This window comes from Microbacterium sp. RURRCA19A (assembly GCF_900156455.1).
GTDB lineage: Bacteria > Actinomycetota > Actinomycetes > Actinomycetales > Microbacteriaceae > Microbacterium.
In genome coordinates this window covers 195792-214125 of record NZ_FTNQ01000002.1, presented here as the reverse complement: position 1 = coordinate 214125, position 18334 = coordinate 195792, and the positions used below count along the sequence as shown (strand labels likewise).

The window sequence follows — 18334 nt, the reverse complement described above, 5'->3', positions numbered from 1 at the left end:
GCCCTCGACCCGGATGCCGGTTCAGTCGGCGACGCGGATGCGGGCCGGTTCGTCGGCGTCGGCGCGGCCGTGGGCATCGCCCCGCGTCACGATGAGCAGGACGACGGCCCACGCAACGTAGGCGAACGTGCCCGCGGTGGCCACCAGGTTGGCGGTGTTGACCGAGGCGTTCGTGCCGTCGTCGATGCCGCCCGAGGCCAGGATCGTCGTCGGGTCGGTCAGCGCGTGCAGGACGATCGGCCAGATGAGCGAACCGCCGACGCGCAGCGTCGCGTACATGCAGATACCGAAGGCGAAGGTGTAGACGACCGTCGGTCCCACGATCGCGAAGCTCTGACCCGTGAACAGGTTCGACAGGTGCAGCAGCGCGAAGATGAGCGAGGAGAGGGTCATGACCGCCCACTCGCGGTACCCGTGGCGTCGGAGCATCGTGACGCCCATGCCGCGGGTGAGGATCTCCTCCGAGAACCCGACGAACAGCCCGGCGATCAGGACCGAGACGACGACCGCCGCCCCGTACCGGCCGTACTCGATGCCGAAGAAGTGGAACACGATCGGCACGAGGATGAGGATCGGCCCGAGCCAGAACCACCACTTGCGTCCGACCGGCTGACGTCCGAACAGCGGGCGCGGAAGCCACCCGATGCTGGCCGCGATGATCACCAGGATGATCGAGCCGAAGAGCGGCTGCACCCCGATGGAGATGAAGGCTCCCCAGGGCGTGGCGAAAATGTCGTCACCCTGCACGAGGCCGCCGAGGACCGGACGCAACGCGAGGCCGACGAGGTTGTACAGCGCGATGTAGATCGCCGCCATCAGGACGGCGCGCCACCATCCGCCGCGGTTCCAGAATCGCTGCCAGCCGTTCGTGCCGAGGGGCTCGCGATCGCCGGGCGGGGTCGCGCTCACGCGAAGAATCGGTTCGCTCGAGCCGTGTAGAGCAGGGCGATGCCGATGCCGGCCAGGACGATCGTGATGATCGCGCCCACGAGGACGTTCGCATCCTGGTGGGTCGCCGCTTGGAGGATGGAGCTCAGGATGCTGAGCCCGAGGGATGCCGTGACGATCACGCGCGCGATCCGGTTGGCGCCGAAGAGCCCGAAGCTCACCAGGAGCGTGATGACCCCGACGACGATTCCGATCCATGCCGACGGCACGGAGACGCCCGCCGGGGCGATGGCCCCGGTCAGGATCAGGATCGAGAGGCCGATCTGGAGGACGGCGGTGATCCAGGCGAGGACGGCGACGAGGGTCACTCCGCCCGGGCGGTCGTTGTAGGCCATCAGTGTGCGTCCTTTCCGAGTTCGTCGAGGAGCTCGTTGAGCCCGAGGCCGCCGATGGTCTGGGCTTCGAACTCGAGCGTGGTGCCGGTGGTCGTGTCCGTGAGCTCGATCACGCGGACGGTGCCGCTGTGCCGCGTGCGGACCTCGAGGTCGGCGCGCGCGATGTGGGCGACGGGGTGCAGGTTCTTCCAGCCGCCGACGATGCCGGTGGATTGCCGACCGAGCACGTGGAGCTTTGACTCGGACACCGCCAGGACGATGGAGGGGTAGCTCCCGTGCGACGCGCTGTGGGCGCGCTGTGCCAGCATGCCGCCCGCGACGCCCCACGCGGTCTGGTTGCTGCCTCCGGCGCTGACGCCGATGATCGAGCCCACGAGGCCGGACTTCGTCGACCCCCGCGGCATGACGACGGCGACGTCGATGATCTGATCGTCGGGGATGACCGACTGCGCGCCCTCGCGCGCGTGCTCTTCTCTGGACATGACTGGCCCCTTCCGTCCTTTTAGGACATCACTGAACAACAGCCTTTCAGGACATCCCTGAACGATGCAAGGGGGCTCAGGTCGTCGCGCGCGTATGCGTCGCGGAAGCGTCGTGCGGGCGTGCGGGCGGAACCCCGTGCGCGACATCGACGAAGATGCCGACGAGGCGCTCGCGCTCCTGTTCGACGCCGTCCATCACGGCCCCGATCGCCCGCAGGCCCTCGGGGGTGGCTTCCAGAACGACGGCGCGTCCATCGCCCGGCACGGTTCCACGCCGGCGCTCGACGAACCCCTTCGCGCAGAGCTGGTCGACGATGTAGACCACGCCCGCCGGCGAGACCTCGAGGGGCTGCGACAGGTCGGTCGGGCGGATGCCGCCGCCCATGCCGATCATCACCAGGGCCGCCCGCTGACGGGCGGCGAGCTTTCCCCGCGTCGCGGCCGGGGGCATGTAGCTCACGAGCGCGGCACCCGACGCGCAGACGCGAAGGAGCAGCTCGAGCGCATCGGCCGGCGGCCCCGGGGGCGGCAGCGGAGCGTCGCCGCCCAGACCGGCGCTGATCTCGCGGGCGATGCCGCGGCTCTCGCGGAGGAAGGCGGTGACCGCGACACGGAGTCGATCCGAGAGCTCTTCGCCGCGATTGGTGAGGACGACTTCGACCGCACGCTTGTCGGCATCCGAGGGTCTCGTGGAGACGAGGCCCTCCGCCTGCAGTCGGAGGATCAGCCGTGAGACGGCGCGTCGCCCGAGGCCGCTCACGTCGGCGATCCGGCGGGTCGTCACGGCGCGTTCGGATGCCACGAGCGCCAGCGCGATGATCTCCTCGATCTCCGCCCAGTGCGTGCCGAAGACCTCGTCGACGGCGCGCGTCATGTCGTCGTTGAATCGGCCCAGCAGCTCGATCGCGCGGGCCCGGGCCATGGCATCCATCGTGTCGGTGCTCCTCTTCGCCCCCTATCCAACCAGGGCTCGTTCAGAGGATCCCGACCGCAACCGCAGGAGCGACCGGGCGTCGCGGCTCAGGCGCCGGAGTCGGGGGCCTTGCGTCCCGGGTGCGCGAGGACCTCGGCGACCGGCTGACCACCGCGCTGCTGACCCGGAAGCGGGCGCGAGCGACGGCCGTAGATGAGCTCCGACGAGTCGAGCAGCCACGGGACGAGGGTGATGGAGACACCGTGCACGAGCATGAGCTGCTGTGCGAGGCGGCGCGACCGGCGGTTGTGGAGGATCGACTCCCACCAGTGGCCCACGATGAACTGCGGGAGGTAGACGGTCACCACGGCCGAGCCGTGCTTCTCGCGGTAGCTCTTGATGAACGTCGTCACCGGTGACGTGTAGGTGCGGTACGGCGACTCGATGATGACGAGCGGGATGGGCATGTCGTGCGCCGCCCACTCCTTCTGCAGGCCCGCGGCATCCTCTTCCGAGATCGCCACGTGCACGGCGAGCGTCTTGTCGTGCTTGGCGGCGAGGGCGTAGTCGATCGCCTTCATCACGGGCTTCTGCAGACGGTTCACGAGGATGATCGCGACGTCGCCCGAGGAGCCGAAGTGCACCTCGTCGTCCATGCGGATCTCATGCTCGACGTCGCGGTAGTAGCGGTTCACGCCGAGCATGAGCGTCGCGAGGATCGGAATAGCGATGAACACCAGCCACGCGCCGTGCGTGAACTTCGTGATCGTGACGATGACGAGCACGAGGACGGTGAGCGAGGCGCCGAGGGAGTTGATCCACAGGCCCGTGATCGCCGAACGGCGTTCGTACCGGGCGCTCTGCTGGCGCGCCGCCTCGGGCGTGAGCGCGCGGAGACCGGCCAACGCCCGGCGCCAGTGGCGGACCATGCCGATCTGCCCCAGCGAGAACGACACGAACACGCCGATGATGTAGAGCTGGATCAGGGTCGTGAGGTTGGCCTGGTACACGATCAGCACGCCGATCGCGACGATGCCGAGGATCACCATGCCGTTGGAGTACACGAGGCGGTCGCCGCGGGTGTTCAGCGCCTTCGGGGCGTAACCGTCGCGCGCGAGCACGGCACCCAGCAGCGGGAAGCCGTTGAACGCGGTGTTCGCCGCGAGCAGCAGCACGCACGCGGTCGCGGCCTGGATGATGAAGAACGGGATGCTGCCCATGCCGAACGTGGCGGCGGCCACCTGCGCCATGAGGCTCGGCTGCGGGAGCGTGCAGTCGAAGCCGACGAGGTTGCAGGGGTTCTCGGCGTAGTGCACGCCGGAGAGCAGGGCGAGCAGCGTCAGGCCGACGAACAGCACGATGGCGATGCCGCCCATGAGCGTCAGCGTCGTCTGGGCGTTGCGGATCTTGGGCTTGCGGAACGCGGGCACGCCGTTGGACACGGCCTCGACGCCGGTCAGGGCCGAGCAGCCGCTCGAGAACGCGCGCAGCACGAGGAGGATGAGCGCCGCCTGCGTGAGCGATTCCGCCTGCACCGCGTATCCGGCGCTGGAGGCCTGGGGCACGTCGCCCAGCAGGGCGCGCCCGAGGCCGACGGCGATCATGATGCCGACGGACCCGATGAACAGGTACGTCGGGATGGCGAACACCGACGAGGCCTCGCGCACGCCGCGGAGGTTGACGATGACGATGAGGATGACGAACCCGACGGCGATCTCGACGCGGAACGGGTTGAGTTCCGGGAGAGCCGAGATGATGTTGTCGACCCCGGATGCCACCGACACGGCGACCGTGAGCACGTAGTCCACGAGCAACGCGGCGGCGACCACGACACCGGGCACCTCGCCGAGGTTCTTGCTGGCGACCTCGTAGTCGCCGCCACCGGAGGGGTAGGCCTTGATGAGCTGCCGATAGCTGAGGACGACGACCACCAGCAGCACCACGACCGCCGCCGCGACCCAGGGGCTGAGCGTCAGCAGAGCCGTGCCCCCGATGAGCAGGATCATCAGCAGCTCCTGTGGGGCGTAGGCCACGGAGGAGAGTGCGTCGGAGGCGAAGATGGGGAGGGCCATCTTCTTGGGGAGGAGCTGTTCGTCGAGTTTTTCCGACGTGAGAGGCTCGCCGATCAGGATGCGCTTGGCCATCGGCGTCGGTTCGCCGGGCTCGCGACTTTCGTCAGTCACGGCGCGCGACATTACGCGCACTGGGGGGCATACGCAATCTGACGCGCTCGGCGTTCACCGGCTGGTCGTCGTCCGGCGAGGTGTACGAACGGCTGCAACGGTGAAAACCCGGCGTCGTCGGGCCGTATTCCCTAGGCTCGCCGGGTGCACAACATCATCGGGTCGGGGAGCCTCGCGATCGTCCTCGGAGGCATCGTCGCGTTCCTCGCCTTCGTGCCGTTCGTCGCCGTCAGCTACCGCCGCCGCGGCGGTCTGAGCTTCGGACGCACGGTGCTCTGGGCGGGCGCGGCCGTGTACTTCTGGGCGATCTGGACCTACACCCTCGTCCCGATTCCCGCCGGTGACGACTACCGCTGTGCGGGCACGAACCTGCGTCCGTTCCAGTTCGTGGACGAGATCCGGGATGCCGTCGCCGTCTCGGGCCGCTACCTCACCGACCCGGTCGTGCTGCAGGTCGCGCTGAACGTCCTGCTGTTCGTGCCGCTCGGTTTTCTCCTGCGGGTGCTCGGCGGGCGTGGCATCCTGATCGCCGGCCTCGTCGGTCTCGCGATCAGCGGGGTGATCGAGACGACGCAGCTCACGGGCGTGTGGGGGATCTTCCCGTGTGCCTACCGGGTGTTCGACGTCGACGACCTCATCGCCAACGCCTCGGGCGCCCTGCTCGGCTCGCTGCTCGCGTTCGCCGTGCCGAAGAAGCATCGCGGGGCGGAGAGGTCCCCGGATGCCGAAGACCCGCGCCCCGTCACGCGTCGGCGTCGGGTCCTCGGCATCCTGTGCGACGTGATCGGCATCACTCTCCTGGCTTTCGCCGTGTCGATCACGGTGCAGGCGCTTCTGTCGTTGGTGGTCGATCCCGCCGCCCGCACCGGTGTCGTCGCCGGACAGGTGGGGACGTTCGCGGCAGCGACGGTGTGGCTCGGGGTGATCCTCGCGACGGGACGGTCGATCGGAGACCTGTCGACGCGCGTGCGGTACACCGACGGTGTGCTGCCCGCGTGGGTGGCGCGTCCGTTGCGGTTCCTCACGGGAGCCGGCGCGTACGCCCTCCTGAGCGATCTGCCCGCGCCGTGGTCGTTGTCGGCGTTCGCGCTCGCCGCGGCGACCGTCGTGCTCCTCTTCCGGTGGAAGGACGGCCGCGGGCTCACCGGCTGGATCGGCCGGCGCCGTCTCGTGGATGACCGCGAGGGCGTCGTGAGCCCGGTCGCCGTCGCGTCGCGCGGGTAGCTCTGCGCGGGCTCCGGCCCGTCCTGCGGCGTTCGTCGGTGGCACGCCGGGTGGTGGCATCCGGGTTCGGCGTGTCGGCCGGGGACTCCGCGGGAGGGTACGCCGGTGCCGCGGTCGTGAGGCGTGGCCCGTCAGGCGGAGGTCGTGGGTGGCGCGCCGGGGTGGTGGCATCCGGGGTCGGCGTGTCGGCCGGGGACTCCGCGGGACGGTACGCCGGTGCCGCGGTCGTGAGGCGCGGCCCGTCAGGCGGAGTTCGTCGGTGGCGCGCCGGGTGGTGGCATCCGGGTTCGGCGTGTCGGTGTCGGACTCCGCGGGACGGTACGCCGGTTCCGGCCCGTCACGCGCTAAAGGCTCCCCGCGGCGACGGAGAACGTGTCGCACGCGTTCACGCCACCCGCGCGGCCGGCGTCGAACCAGCGCTGGCGCTGCTCGCTCGACCCGTGGGTCCAGCTCTCGGGGTTCACCACCCCGCCGGACTCGGCCTGGATGTGGTCATCCCCCACCGCGGCCGCGGCGGCCAGGGCGTTCGTGATCTGTTCGGTCGTGGGCGGCTGCAGGTACGGCGTGCCGTTCTCGTCGACCTGGTCGGCCGCGTCGGCCACCCACGCGCCCGCGAAGCAGTCGGCCTGGAGTTCGGTGCGCACGCCGTTGCTGGCCGGGCCGGTGCCGTCGTTCGGGTACTGATCCATCACGCCGATGAGGTTCTGCACGTGGTGGCCGTATTCGTGCGCGAGCACGTACAGCTGAGCGAGCGGTCCGGCGTTCGTGTCGAACTGCTCGCGGAGGAGCGCGAAGAACGTCGGGTCGATGTACACCGTCTCTTCCGGCGGGCAGTAGAACGGTCCGGTCGCGTTCGAGGCGGTACCGCACTGGGTGGACGTGGCGCCGTCGACGATGATCAGCTGCGGTTCGCGATACCCCTCGACCGTCTTGCCCCAGAACTGGTCGATGTTCAGGGATGCGGCGGCGAGCCGGCAGTCGTCGTTGCGGTTGGCATCCTGTCCGGTCTCGCAGTTCGCGATGCGCTCGCCGCCGGTCTGCGGACCCGCCACGCCGCCGCCCCCGACGATCCCGCTCAGGTCGGTGCCCGTGAACAGCTGGATGAGCAGGAAGACCACCGCGCCGAGGCCCACCGCACCGCCGCCGACGGCGGCCACCGTGCCGCCGCGGCGTTTCGCCGAGTTTCCGCCGACACGGGCGTTGTCGTTGAACGTCACGTCCGCGACGGTAGCGCGCAGGCGGCTCGTCGGGAGGGGGGTTGAAACGCGGGGATCAGCCGATTCGCCGCACCGACGCGGTCGGCCGCGGGGGAGCGGTGCTCTCGCGCACGATCAGCTGCGGCCGTTCCGACGAGAACCGGCGGCCGGTCTCGCCGGCGATCTCGTTGAGGAGCAGCTGCAGGCCCCGGCGGCCGAGTCCGGCGAAATCCTGGTCGACGGTGGTGAGTGGGGGAGACCACAGGGCGGCGAGGGGGTGGTCGTCGAAACCGGCGACCGAGATGTCGTCCGGAACGCGCAGACCGGATGCGGTGATCCCCCGCACCACGCCCATCGCGATCTCATCGTTGCCGCAGAACACGGCGGTCACCGACGGATCTTCGGCCAACCGGCGACCGATCTCGATGCCCGAGCGCGGGTCCCAGGTCGCGTCACTGAGCGGCGGGACGACCGCGCCGCGGCGTTTGAGCGCGCGCCGCCAGCCGGTCGTGCGGCCGTCTTCGCGGCGTGACGGGGGAACGCGCACGTGGTGCACGGTCGCGTGGCCCAGGTCGAGGAGGTGGTCGGTGAGTTCTTCCGCGGCACGGGACTCGTCCAGTACCGCCTGACGGAGTCCCGGCTCGCGGACACCGGACAGAGCGACCACCGGGAGCGACGACGGGATGCGGTGCAGGGCGGCGACACCCGGGGGATCGAACTTCAGGACGCAGACCCCGGCCAAGGGTTGCGACAGCGTCGCCGCGATCGCGCGGTCGATCTCGTCGTCGTCCGTGCTCTCCACGACGGTGATCATCACGGTGTAGTCCTCGGCGCGTGCCGCTTCCTCGATCCCCCGGATCGTCTCGGCGTAGCCGTACTGCGACGTGTCACCGGCGATCACGGCGATGACCTGCGCTTTGCGCGAGGCCAGCACGCGGGCGGCGGCGCTGGGGCGGAAGCCGAGCGCGGCGATCGCGGCCTCGACCGCTTCGCGCTTCGCGGGGCTGACCTTCGCGGCCCCGGTCAGCACGCGTGACACCGTCGGGACCGATACCCCGGCCCGCGCAGCCACGTCGGCGATCGTCGCCGGTTTCGTGCGGGAGGGGTCCATTGCGCTCCGTCTGTGCGCGGCGCCCGCCGTCACTTGACGGCGCCGCTGGTGATGCCCGAGATGATCTTGCGCTGGGCCACCATGAACGTGATCAGCAGCGGAAGGCTCATCAGGATGATGTAAGCGAAGATCAGATGCCAATTCTGAAGGTACAGACCGCTGCTCGCCACTTGGTACAGGTTCAGCGGGAGGGTGTCGAGTCGGCCGCCGACCACGAACAGCGCGTAGAAGACGTCGTTCCAGATGTACAGGCAGATGAGGATCGTCGCGGTCGCGAGCACCGGCATGAGCAGCGGCAGGATGATCTTCACGAACACCCGCACCGGTGAAGCACCGTCCACGCGCGCCGCTTCCTCGAGTTCGACGGGGATGGTGCGCACGAATCCGGTGACGAAGAAGATCACGGTCGACATGTACATGCCCATGTAGACGCCGATCATGCCGACGGGGGTGCCGGCCAGACCCAGCTGACGCAGCAGGAGGACGATCGTGACGACGGCGGGGGGCAGGACGATGCCGCTGATGGCGACGGCGTAGACGAACGCGAGGCCCCGGGAGCGGCGGCGCCCGAGGATCCAGGCCGCCATCGACCCCAGGATCAGCACGCCGAGCACGGCCGGCACCATCACGAGGATGCTGCCGCCGAACGCGGCGATCATCCGGCCGTCCGAGATGACGGTCGCGAAGTTGTCGAACAGGTGCCATTCGGTGGGGAGGGCGAGCGAGGGCACGAACGCCTCCGCCTGGGTCTTGGCGGCCGTCAGCACCGTGAGCAGGAACGGGATGCCGAGGAGCGCCACCGCCGCCACGACGGCCGCGATCGGCTGGATCACGCGGCCGATCGGCGAACGGCGCCGGGGGAGCCGACGGGCGCGGCCCGTCGTGAGGGTCATGGTCTCGGTCACAGCACGTCCTCCCGCTTGCGCAGAAAACGGATCACGGGGAAGGCGAGGATCGCGACCACGAGGAACAGCACGAGGCTCATCGTCGTGGCCTGGGCGAACAGGCCCTGGCCGAACGTCCGGAAGATGAAGATGTTGAGCAGTTCGGTGGTCCCGCCGGGGCCGCCGGCGGTGGTCGCCTGGACGATGTCGAAGCCGTTCATCGAACCGAGCAGCGCCGTGGCGACGTTGAAGGTGACGGCGGGGGCGAGCAGGGGGAACCGGATCGCGCGGAAGGTGGTCCACCACCCCGCGCCGTCGAGGCGCGCAGCCTCGAGGATGTCGTCGTTGATCGTCTTGAGCCCTGCGAGGTAGATGAGCATCGACAGGCCCATCCACTTCCACGCGTGGATGAGGGCGACGACGACGATCGTCCAGGTGGTGCTGCCGAGCCAGGCGATGTCGATGTTCTGCCCGGTCACGGCGCTCAGGATGCCGTTGAGCGCACCGTCGGGCTTGAGCATGGCCTGGAAGATGTAGCCGACGGCCAGGGCCGACATGATCACGGGCACGAAGAACGCCACGCGCAGCGCGCGGTTCGTGCGGGTGTCGCGCTCGAGCAGCAGGGCGAGGGCCAGGCCGAAGAGGTTCTGGAAGATCGCCACCAGCACGGCGTAGATCAGCGTGACCGTCAGCGCGTTCACGAGGGAGCCGTTGGAGAACAGCGACACGAAGTTGTCGGTGCCGATGAAGTCGATCGAGCTCTTGAAGCTGGACCAGTTGGTGAACGCGTAGACGAAGTTGAAGACGGTGGGGACGGCGAAGAACACCACCAGGACGGCGAGCGCCGGGATCAGGAACCACAGCGGATGGTCCTTCGCGTGCCGACCGCGCGACGCGGGGCGCGCGGATCGCGGCGGCGGCGTCACCGTGCGGGGACGCTCGAGGGTCGAAGTCATGGGTGTTCCTCCCGGGGGAAGGGGGCGCCGGGTCGGGTCCCGGCGCCCCGTGGGGATCAGAAGCCGGCGGCGCCGATGGCCTTGGCCAGTTCGGCGAACTGCGACTGCGTGGCCTCCGCGACCTGGGCCGGGGTCTTGGTGCCCTGGATCATGTCACCGAGGTTGAGGTACAGGTCGGGGTTGGCCACGGCCAGCGCCTGCATCGAGCCGACCGAGTCGCCGAGCGACTTGCTGACGTCCAGCAGTGCTTCGGGGACGTCCGAGGACGACTTCACATCCGACTGCAGCGAGACGGTCTTCTGCGCCTGGACGAAGTCGCTGTAGCCGTCGCCGAGCCAGTACGACAGCAGCTGGCGCGCCGCGGCCTCGCGTTTGGCATCCCCCGTCTTGAACGCCACGAGGGCGTTGGACTGGTCGGGGATGAAGGTGCCGACGTTGCCCGAGGGCGAGATCGGGAAGAACCCGATCTTCTCGTTCAGTTCCTGGGTGTCGGCGAGGGACTGCAGCTGACCGAAGAACGAGTTCACCTGCACGGCCATGGCCGCCTCGCCCGACAGCAGGGCCGGACCCTGGTCCTCGAACTTCGCGGTCTTCAGGTCGGAGTTGAACAGCCCCTCCTGGATGAGGCCCTGGTAGGTGTCGATCGCGCCCTGGATCGTCGGGTCGGTGAACTTCTCCTTGTTCTCGTTCACGCGGTCCCACAGGCCGTCCTTGGCGGCGTCGGCGAGCTGCACCTGCACCCACCACTGCGTGGCCCACGGGGTGCCGCCGCCGAAGTCGAAGAACGGGGTGACGCCGGCGGCCTTCAACTGACGCGCGTCGGCGAGGAACTCGTCCCAGTTGCCGGGCGTCTGGGTGATGCCCGCCTTCGCGAACACCTCCTTGTTGTAGTACACGCCCTCGACCGCCGGGGTCGTGATGAGCGCGGCGTACCGCGTGCCGTTCAGGATGCCGGTGATGTCCTTCAGCTCGGGCGTGTAGGCGTCGATGAAGGGGGCGCCGTCGAGAGGCTGCAGGTTCGTCGTGGCGTTGAGGGCCGTCAGCTGCGAGGCCGTGGGCTGCCAGAACGCGAGGTCGGGCTTGTCGCCGGTGGCGACCTTGGTCTGCACGCTCTGCTCGTACGGGTCGGGGATGGTGACGACGTCGACCTTGGCGCCGGTGGCGGCCTCGAATCCCTTGACGACGCTGTCGGGGACCTTGTTCGAGTTCTGCGCGGCCCAGATGGTGAGGGTCGTGCCGTCGAGCTTGGTGTCTTGGGCGGGCCAGTCCGAGGGGCCCGCGGCGGCGCCGCCGCCGGCACCGGGGTCCGAGCAGCCGGCGAGGGCGAGGGCGGCCACGGCGGTGAGGGCCGTGGCGGCGAAGAACCGCTTCTTCATTGAATTGCTCCTTGTTGGTGTGATCAGTCTGATCCGGTGCGAGCGCCTTCGTCGACCGGGACCGGCCCGGCCGAGAGGCGGAGGGTGCGCGCGGAGATACGGGCATCGCCGGCGCGCACGTGCAGGGTCCCCGTCGTGGCATCCCATTCGGTGTGCCAGGTGGGGAGGTCCAGGGGGAAGACCGGGGTCACCTCGACGTCACGGCCGACGAGGTGGGGGAAGGAGAGAGCCGTGGAGGCCTCGTCGCCGCGTCGCCAGATCGACACGAGATCCCCGGCCGGCGAGCGCAGGCCCAGGGCGGTCCACGGGTCGTCCCAGCGCGGGAGATCCAGAGGCCAGTGCGGGTGGGCCGCGGCGATCTCGCCGCGCAGTTCCTTCGCGACGGCGATGGCGCCCGCGACCCGGTGGCGCTGAGCGGGCGTCATGCGGTTGAGGTGGCCCGACACGTAGAAGCGGCCGAGGAGTCCTGTGACGAGGCAGAACGACGCCTCCTCGGCATCCATCTCGGGCTGGGGATAGGCCCAGCTCGCGGCCTGCTCGGGAAGGATCGCCATCGGTGCCGCCGCCGCGATCGGCGGGTACTTGACGAAGTCCTGCTGGTCGGACGTCGACTGCATGGCCAGGCGGGAGAGCATGGCGTAGTCCATGCGCATCGCGCCCGAGCTGCAGTTCTCGATGACGAGGGTCGGATGCCGGTCCAGCACGCCGTCGAGCCACTCCAGCACCGCCCGGTTGTGCCCGAGGAGTCCGTCGCCGACGCTGTCGGCATCCACGTCCGTCCCCGGGCCGGGGTTGATGTTGTAGTCCATCTTGAAGAACCCGAGGCCGAAGTCCGTCACGAGCCGGTCGACGACACCGTCGAGGTGCGCGCGGGCGGCGGGGTGCCGGAGGTCGAGGTGGAAGCGGTCGTGCTCAACGACACGCTCGCCGTGGCGTTGCAGGAACGCCTCCGCGGGCAGGCGGTCGGCGAGAGCGCTGCGGATGCCGATCACCTCGGGCTCGAGCCAGAGCCCGGCCACCATGCCCTCGGCGTGGATGGCGTCGATGACCTCGCCCAGCCCCCCGGGGAAACGGGTGGTCGACGGCATCCATTCGCCGACGGAGTCCCACCAGTGCCCCGAGTCGTCGTACCAGCCGGCGTCGATGCAGAACACCTCGGCGCCGACGTCTGCGGCCGCGCGGATGAGGGGGAGGAGCTTCTCCGTGGTGGGGTCGCCGTCGAGCGTGTTCATGTAGTCGTTGAAGACGACCGGCATCGCGGCGTTGTCGGGGTGCGGGCGCCGCGTCGCGCGACGATGATCGGTCAACGCCGAGACTGCGCCGGTGGCATCCGGGGCGAAGGCGACCGTCACGGGCACGCTCGTGAACGTCTCGGCGGGGGAGAGGACGTGCGTCCATGCTGCATCGGAGTCGGTCGGCCCGGACAGGGCCAGGTAGCCGCCGCCGGTGTCCTCCCCGATCTCCCAGCGCCACGCGCCGTTGTGCTCGATCTGCCAGGCCAGGGCCAGCCCTGCGGCACGGGACTCCAGGATGCCGGTGGGCAGAGCGTGCGCCGTCGACCACGTCCCCGTCGACACCGCCGTGAAGGCGCCGCGCGGGTTGTGGCCCGTGAGGTGCTCGGCGAGGGGCACGAACTCCGGGCCGCGCAGAGGAGTACGCGTCCACCGCCCCTCGCCGAGCCAGTCGCTCTCGCCGGTCACCCGCTGCCAGTCCGAGAGCGCGTCGCCGGTCGCGTCGGCGGCGGTGAATCCGGTGGCCCAGGAAGCGACCGACCGGAGGACGACACGACCGGTACCGACGTTGGTGAGCGCGACGGTGCTGGAGACGGCCGAGACGCCGTCACGGACGACGAGGGTGAGCCGTGCCTCCAGGTCGGCGGAGCGCTGCCGGATGACGAGGGTGTGCACGCCGTCGCCCGTGGTCTCGGTGTGGTCGACGTACCGCATCCGCAGTCCGAGCTCGGTGTGGGCGAGGCGCCCCGAGGCGGGGCGGTGACCCGCGTCGGCGGTGAGGACCTCGACGAACGGGATGCGGTGGACCGGAAGCGTCCGTCCCGCGACGCGCACGGCGCTGCAGACCACGGGCGCGTCGTCGTCCCAGTGGAACGTCAGTGCGACCAGGTCGGTGCCCCACTCGAGGCGCGGGGTCGAGGCCGCGTCGGTGGGGGCGGGGTGCATCGTCGTCATTCGTCTCTCCGTCGTGTCGAACGAGAGGGACGCTAACCGATTCTGAAAGCGTTATCAAGCACGATATGAAACCGATATCAGAAATCGGCGCCGAACCTTGTGCGGGGAGATCCGGCCCCTTATGCTCACGGACTGAAAGCGCTATCAGAATCTGATGCGCGTGTCCCGTCACTCAACGCCGAGGAAACATGAGACCCCACACCCCTGCCCCGCGCCGCGTTCCCGCGGCCGTCGCCGCCTGTGTCACCGTGCCGCTGGTGATCGGCCTCGTCGGCGCGCCCGCCGCGTTCGCCGCCCCCGACGACACCCCGCCGCGCCCGATCGTCGAGTACACCTTCGACGGGGATCCCTCGGCATCCGTCATCGCCAACGAAGGGTCCAAGGGAAGCGCCTTCGACGCACGCGTCCGCAACGCGACGTCGCTCGCGCGCGGTACCGGACCCACCTCCGGCGCGGGCGCCTCGGGGCTGTTCCCCGGCGCCGCACAGGGCTCGTCGAGCTCGGCGACCCCCTACCTCGACATCCCCGCCGGGCTGTTCGACGGTGTGACGGCGTTGACCGTGTCGACCTGGATCAAGTGGGACGGCAAGAACGCCGGCAACCTCCCCTGGGCCTACATCATCGGCAGCGACGCGTTGCCGAGCGACAACTGGGGTCTGTACTTCCAGCCGAACGAGGGCGGGCAGTCCAAGGCCGTCGCCAACTCGGGCACCGAGGTGAAGGCCGTCTCGCCCGTACCCCTCACGGCCGGGGCCTGGGCGCAGATCACCTCGGTCGCCGACGGGCAGACGCTGTCGTACTACATCAACGGCGAGCTCGTCCGCCGCGAAGCCGCCGAAGTCGACTTTGCGAAGCTCGGCGCCGAGTCGAGCACCCGCTCCGGCCTCATCGGCCGGGTGCCGTGGGCGCCGCAGTGGGCCGCGCTCTTCGGCGGCGAGTTCGACGACTTCTCGATCTACGACGTCGCCCTGACCTCCGACCAGGTGGCCCAGGACTTCGCCGCCACCGCGGGCGCCGTCACGGCGCTCGACCAGACGGCGTGGCAGGTGCAGACCACGGCCGGCCAGGCGCCCGCGCTGCCGGCACGGGTCGGCGTGACGCGCGAGTCCGGTCTGAAGACCGACGCGGCCGTCCGCTGGGACGCGGTCTCCGCTTCGCAGTACGCGACGGCCGGCGCGACCTTCGTCGTGAACGGCGCCGTCGAGGGCACAGACCGCACCGTCACCGCGACCGTGACCGTGGGTGTGCGCCCCACCGAGGAGATCGTCGCGGACCTCTCTCGTCGCACCGGCGACTTCCGCGGGGGTGCGTCGGGCACCCTGTACGGCCTCGGCGACGAACAGTCGCCCACGCAGGCTCTGGTCAACGGCGCGGCCATGACGAACGTGTCGCAGAAGCCGCCGTTCGGAACGCAGCACCCGGGCGGTGACGCCTTCGACATCGAGAAGACGTTCTTCGACAAGCACGGCGAAGACCTCTACATCTACACGCAGGACTACTACCCCGACTGGCCGTACAACCGAGGCGTCCGTCCCGGCGACGATCGCACCTACGTACGCGACGCCAACGGCACGCTGACCTCGGAGTGGACGCCCGGCGGTGACGGGGTGTGGGACTACCTCGAGGTGCTCGAGATCGTGACGGAGGCCGTCGCGACCGGAGCGGACGACCCCGAGAAGTACACCTTCATCCCCTTCAACGAGCTCGACCTGCAGTGGTTGAACACCGACGACAAGTACAACCGCTACCTGCTGCAGGGCGGGCAGTCCGACAGCTTCACCCCGGGCGGGGCGAGCGACTGGGCCGCGGCCTGGAAGGTCATCACCGACGTGTACGCCAAGCACGGGCTCAGCCGTCCGCGCATCGCCGGACCCGGGGATGCCGCGTGGCGCGGTGAAGGCAACATCACGGCATTCCTGCGCGCGGCGATCGCCACGAACACCGTCCCCGACGTCTACGTGTGGCACGAGCTGCGCGGATACCAGTGGATGCCGGACCGTGCCAGCGCGTTCCGTCAGTACGCACGGGATCTCGGCATCGCCGAGGACAAGATCCCCCAGATCAACATCACCGAGTACGGCGCGAGCAACGACATGAGCTCGCCCGCCAACCTCCTGCGCTGGTTCTCCAGCTTCGAGGCGGCCAAGATCGACGCGCAGACCGCGTACTGGACGGCATCCGGAACCCTCTCCGACAACCAGGCCAAGGTCAACGCCGCCAACGGCGGATGGTGGATGTTCAAGTGGTACGGCGACCTGCAGGGGTCGCAGACCGCCGAGGTCACCGCCAACCGTGAGAAGGCCATCGCCGCGATCGACGACGCGAACCGTCGCGCCCAGGTGCTCGTCGGCGGTGTGGAGCAGGGCCGTGACGGACTGCTCACGGTGAAGGGACTCTCGAACGACACGTTCGGTGGGAAGGTCGACATCGAGGTCCGCGAGGACCTGATCTCGGGCACCGACGGCGTCGCCGACACCCCGCGCGTGGTCGCCGCCTACGACGACGTCGCGGTCTCGGGAGGCTCCGTGCAGGTGCGCATCCCCTCGGCCAACGCCAGCGCGGCGTACCAGGTGATCATCACCCCGGCCACCGATCGCGACGTCGCGGCCGAGGCCGCTCAGCAGGCTCCGCACCAGTGGTCGGAGGCCGAGAACCTTGCGATCACCGGGGGCGTCGTGCGTTCGCAGCCGGGCGGTGGATACCGCCTCTCGGGCGACCACGACGTCACGGGCCTCACGGGCGCCGACGCCCGCCTGGACTGGGAGGTCGACGTGGCCCAGCCGGGTCTGTACCGGTACACGGTGCTCGCCGCGACCCCGGGACGAGCCGCGCAGCACGCGCTGTTCGTCGACGGGAACGACTCCGCGACCGTGCAGTACGGCGCCAACGCGATCAAGCCCGACAACGTGCGCGGCACGGCCCGCGGCACCGCCGAGGTGTACGTGAAGCTGGATGCCGGGACCCACACGCTGAGCCTGCGCACCAGCCGCGACGGGCAGAACGTGCTGCCGGGAGCGGGCGCGGACGGCGGCGTCACCGTGGACCGCGTCGAGCTCACCCGCGTGGGAGACGACACCAACACGCAGCACACGGTGTACCCCGCCACGGCCCTGCGCCTCGCGGGTGACGCGAAGCTCGACGCCGGCGCGGTGTCGATCGGTGACGGCGACCGGGTCGATGTCTATCCCTCCGCCGAGGAGTCGGGCTACTACGACGTGGTCGTCGATTGGACGGGCGCCGACCTGGGCCTGACGGTGAACGGCCGTCTCGCGACGACCTTCACCGAGGGTCAGAAGCGCGCGCGGATCCACCTGCCCGAGGGCATCAGCGAGGTCGAGCTGCGCAGCACGGGCGGCGCGCGCGTCAGCGCGGTCAGCACGACCCGTGCGGTCGAGGGCGACGCCGCCATCGTCAAGGTCGAGGTCGAAGACCCCACGAAGGCCACGCTCGGCGGAACCGCCGCGGTGAAGGGCTTCGGCTCGGACCTCACCAACGGCACCGGCACCGGCTACGTCGGCGGGCTCGGCATCACCGACGCGATCGCGGCGAACCAGGGGACGCTGACGATCCCCCGCGGTGCCGGATTCGACACGGCCGGGGCGTACGACGCGATCGTGCACTACTCCAACGACGACATCGAGGGTCGCCACGACTACAACCCGCAGGTCGTCGACCTGGGGCTGCAGGCGCAGGAAGCCGGTCACGACGGGTTGGTGGGGCGCTCGACGTTCCGCTACACCTACACCGCGACCAACTTCTGGGAGGCCGTGATGCCGCTGAACCTCACCACCGCTGACGGTGCGGTGACGTTCGGCAACACGAGGCACACGATCGTCATCGATGAGCGCACCAGCCAGCAGGACCAGGTCGTCCTCGACGGGTACGCGATCGCGCCCGACGTCGACTGGATCGCGTTCGCCCCGTTCGTGCTCGAGACCGACGGCGTCGAGATCGGCGTCCCCGCCGCTCCCGCGGCTCCGTCCGTCGGGGTCGACGGGACCTCCGCGACGGTGTCGTGGCAGGCCCCGGCCGACAACGGCTCGGCGATCACGGGCTACACGCTCGACCTCGTCTCCGACGGCGGAGCGACCCGGTCGGTCGCGGTGGACGCCACGGGCGATCCGACGGCGAAGGCGGCGCTCTCCGCGACCGTGGCCGACCTCGCGCCGGGCACGTGGACGGCGCGGGTCACCGCGATCAACGCGGTGGGGGCATCGCCGGCGTCCGAGGCGTCCGCGCCGTTCGTGATCGCCGAGGCGGCGGGTCCCGGTGAGCCCACGCCCACGCCCACGCCGACGCCCACCGAGTCCGGTTCGGGCTCGGGCACGGGTTCGGGCGCCGGCACCGGTTCGACGACCACGACGGCCACGGGAGGGGCGCTCGCGGTCACCGGCACGGTGTTCCCGCTGGCGGCGCTGTTCCTTGCCGTCGCCGGTATCGGCGCCGGAGTGATCCTGCGCCGTCGAGCGCAGTCCTCGCGCGACGGTCGCACCGAGGACTGATGCCCCGGTGGGGGCGGCCTTACCGGTCGCCCCCACCG

At 70.0% G+C, this 18334-nt stretch carries 13 protein-coding genes; 2 read left to right on the top strand and 11 right to left on the bottom strand.

Annotated features, from left to right (window positions below; translation table 11 throughout):
• Nucleotides 1-21: 21 nt before the first annotated feature.
• From BW982_RS08940 to BW982_RS08920, 5 genes are all read right to left on the bottom strand, one after another.
• On the bottom strand, nucleotides 22-909 hold the full coding sequence (locus tag BW982_RS08940) for a CPBP family intramembrane glutamic endopeptidase (protein WP_076492408.1): 888 nt from the start codon (nucleotides 907-909) through the stop codon (nucleotides 22-24).
• Nucleotides 906-1283, bottom strand: a complete 378-nt coding sequence (locus BW982_RS08935) for a hypothetical protein (protein WP_076492405.1) — start codon at nucleotides 1281-1283, stop codon at nucleotides 906-908. Before BW982_RS08935 ends, BW982_RS08940 begins: the two co-directional genes overlap by 4 nt.
• Nucleotides 1283-1765, bottom strand: a complete 483-nt coding sequence (locus BW982_RS08930) for a hypothetical protein (RefSeq protein ID WP_076492402.1) — start codon at nucleotides 1763-1765, stop codon at nucleotides 1283-1285. Before BW982_RS08930 ends, BW982_RS08935 begins: the two co-directional genes overlap by 1 nt.
• Nucleotides 1766-1841: 76 nt before the next feature.
• Nucleotides 1842-2696 (bottom strand): MarR family winged helix-turn-helix transcriptional regulator, encoded by an 855-nt coding sequence (locus tag BW982_RS08925; RefSeq protein WP_139327386.1) that lies wholly within the window; start codon nucleotides 2694-2696, stop codon nucleotides 1842-1844.
• 89 nt (nucleotides 2697-2785) lie between these two features.
• Nucleotides 2786-4822 (bottom strand): APC family permease, encoded by a 2037-nt coding sequence (locus BW982_RS08920; RefSeq protein WP_175611095.1) that lies wholly within the window; start codon nucleotides 4820-4822, stop codon nucleotides 2786-2788.
• Nucleotides 4823-5005: 183 nt separating this feature from the next.
• On the opposite strand from BW982_RS08920, the gene BW982_RS08915 reads away from it, so the two are divergent.
• Entirely contained in the window at nucleotides 5006-6085 is a 1080-nt protein-coding gene (locus BW982_RS08915) for a VanZ family protein (protein ID WP_076492393.1), read from the top strand.
• A gap of 344 nt (nucleotides 6086-6429) precedes the next feature.
• On the opposite strand, the gene BW982_RS08910 is transcribed toward BW982_RS08915, so the two are convergent.
• From BW982_RS08910 to BW982_RS08885, 6 genes are read right to left on the bottom strand one after another with little or no spacing between them, the layout of a single operon-like run.
• Nucleotides 6430-7302, bottom strand: coding sequence for a KPN_02809 family neutral zinc metallopeptidase (locus BW982_RS08910; protein ID WP_076492391.1), 873 nt, complete (start codon nucleotides 7300-7302; stop codon nucleotides 6430-6432).
• 55 nt (nucleotides 7303-7357) lie between these two features.
• Entirely contained in the window at nucleotides 7358-8392 is a 1035-nt protein-coding gene (locus BW982_RS08905; RefSeq protein ID WP_076492388.1) for a LacI family DNA-binding transcriptional regulator, read from the bottom strand.
• 29 nt (nucleotides 8393-8421) lie between these two features.
• The gene (locus BW982_RS08900; protein ID WP_254845563.1) at nucleotides 8422-9297 is read right to left on the bottom strand and encodes a carbohydrate ABC transporter permease; all 876 of its coding nucleotides are present in this window, start codon (nucleotides 9295-9297) and stop codon (nucleotides 8422-8424) included.
• Nucleotides 9294-10232, bottom strand: coding sequence for a carbohydrate ABC transporter permease (locus BW982_RS08895; RefSeq protein ID WP_254845562.1), 939 nt, complete (start codon nucleotides 10230-10232; stop codon nucleotides 9294-9296). Before BW982_RS08895 ends, BW982_RS08900 begins: the two co-directional genes overlap by 4 nt.
• Before the next feature lie 56 nt (nucleotides 10233-10288).
• Nucleotides 10289-11608 (bottom strand): ABC transporter substrate-binding protein, encoded by a 1320-nt coding sequence (locus BW982_RS08890; protein ID WP_076492385.1) that lies wholly within the window; start codon nucleotides 11606-11608, stop codon nucleotides 10289-10291.
• Between the two features lie 23 nt (nucleotides 11609-11631).
• Nucleotides 11632-13794, bottom strand: coding sequence for a glycoside hydrolase family 36 protein (locus BW982_RS08885; RefSeq protein WP_083696605.1), 2163 nt, complete (start codon nucleotides 13792-13794; stop codon nucleotides 11632-11634).
• 188 nt (nucleotides 13795-13982) lie between these two features.
• Between BW982_RS08885 and BW982_RS08880 the strand changes: the two genes are divergently transcribed.
• On the top strand, nucleotides 13983-18296 hold the full coding sequence (locus BW982_RS08880) for a LamG-like jellyroll fold domain-containing protein (protein WP_076492382.1): 4314 nt from the start codon (nucleotides 13983-13985) through the stop codon (nucleotides 18294-18296).
• Nucleotides 18297-18334: the final 38 nt, after the last annotated feature.

Coding starts and splice junctions, on each gene's coding strand:
- BW982_RS08935 (WP_076492405.1), bottom strand. CDS start 1,283: ATGGCCTACAACGACCGCCCGGGCGGAGTGACCCTCGTCGCCGTCCTC.
- BW982_RS08930 (WP_076492402.1), bottom strand. CDS start 1,765: ATGTCCAGAGAAGAGCACGCGCGCGAGGGCGCGCAGTCGGTCATCCCC.
- BW982_RS08925 (WP_139327386.1), bottom strand. CDS start 2,696: ATGGATGCCATGGCCCGGGCCCGCGCGATCGAGCTGCTGGGCCGATTC.
- BW982_RS08920 (WP_175611095.1), bottom strand. CDS start 4,822: ATGGCCAAGCGCATCCTGATCGGCGAGCCTCTCACGTCGGAAAAACTC.
- BW982_RS08905 (WP_076492388.1), bottom strand. CDS start 8,392: ATGGACCCCTCCCGCACGAAACCGGCGACGATCGCCGACGTGGCTGCG.
- BW982_RS08895 (WP_254845562.1), bottom strand. CDS start 10,232: ATGACTTCGACCCTCGAGCGTCCCCGCACGGTGACGCCGCCGCCGCGA.
- BW982_RS08890 (WP_076492385.1), bottom strand. CDS start 11,608: ATGAAGAAGCGGTTCTTCGCCGCCACGGCCCTCACCGCCGTGGCCGCC.
- BW982_RS08885 (WP_083696605.1), bottom strand. CDS start 13,794: ATGACGACGATGCACCCCGCCCCCACCGACGCGGCCTCGACCCCGCGC.
- BW982_RS08880 (WP_076492382.1), top strand. CDS start 13,983: ATGAGACCCCACACCCCTGCCCCGCGCCGCGTTCCCGCGGCCGTCGCC.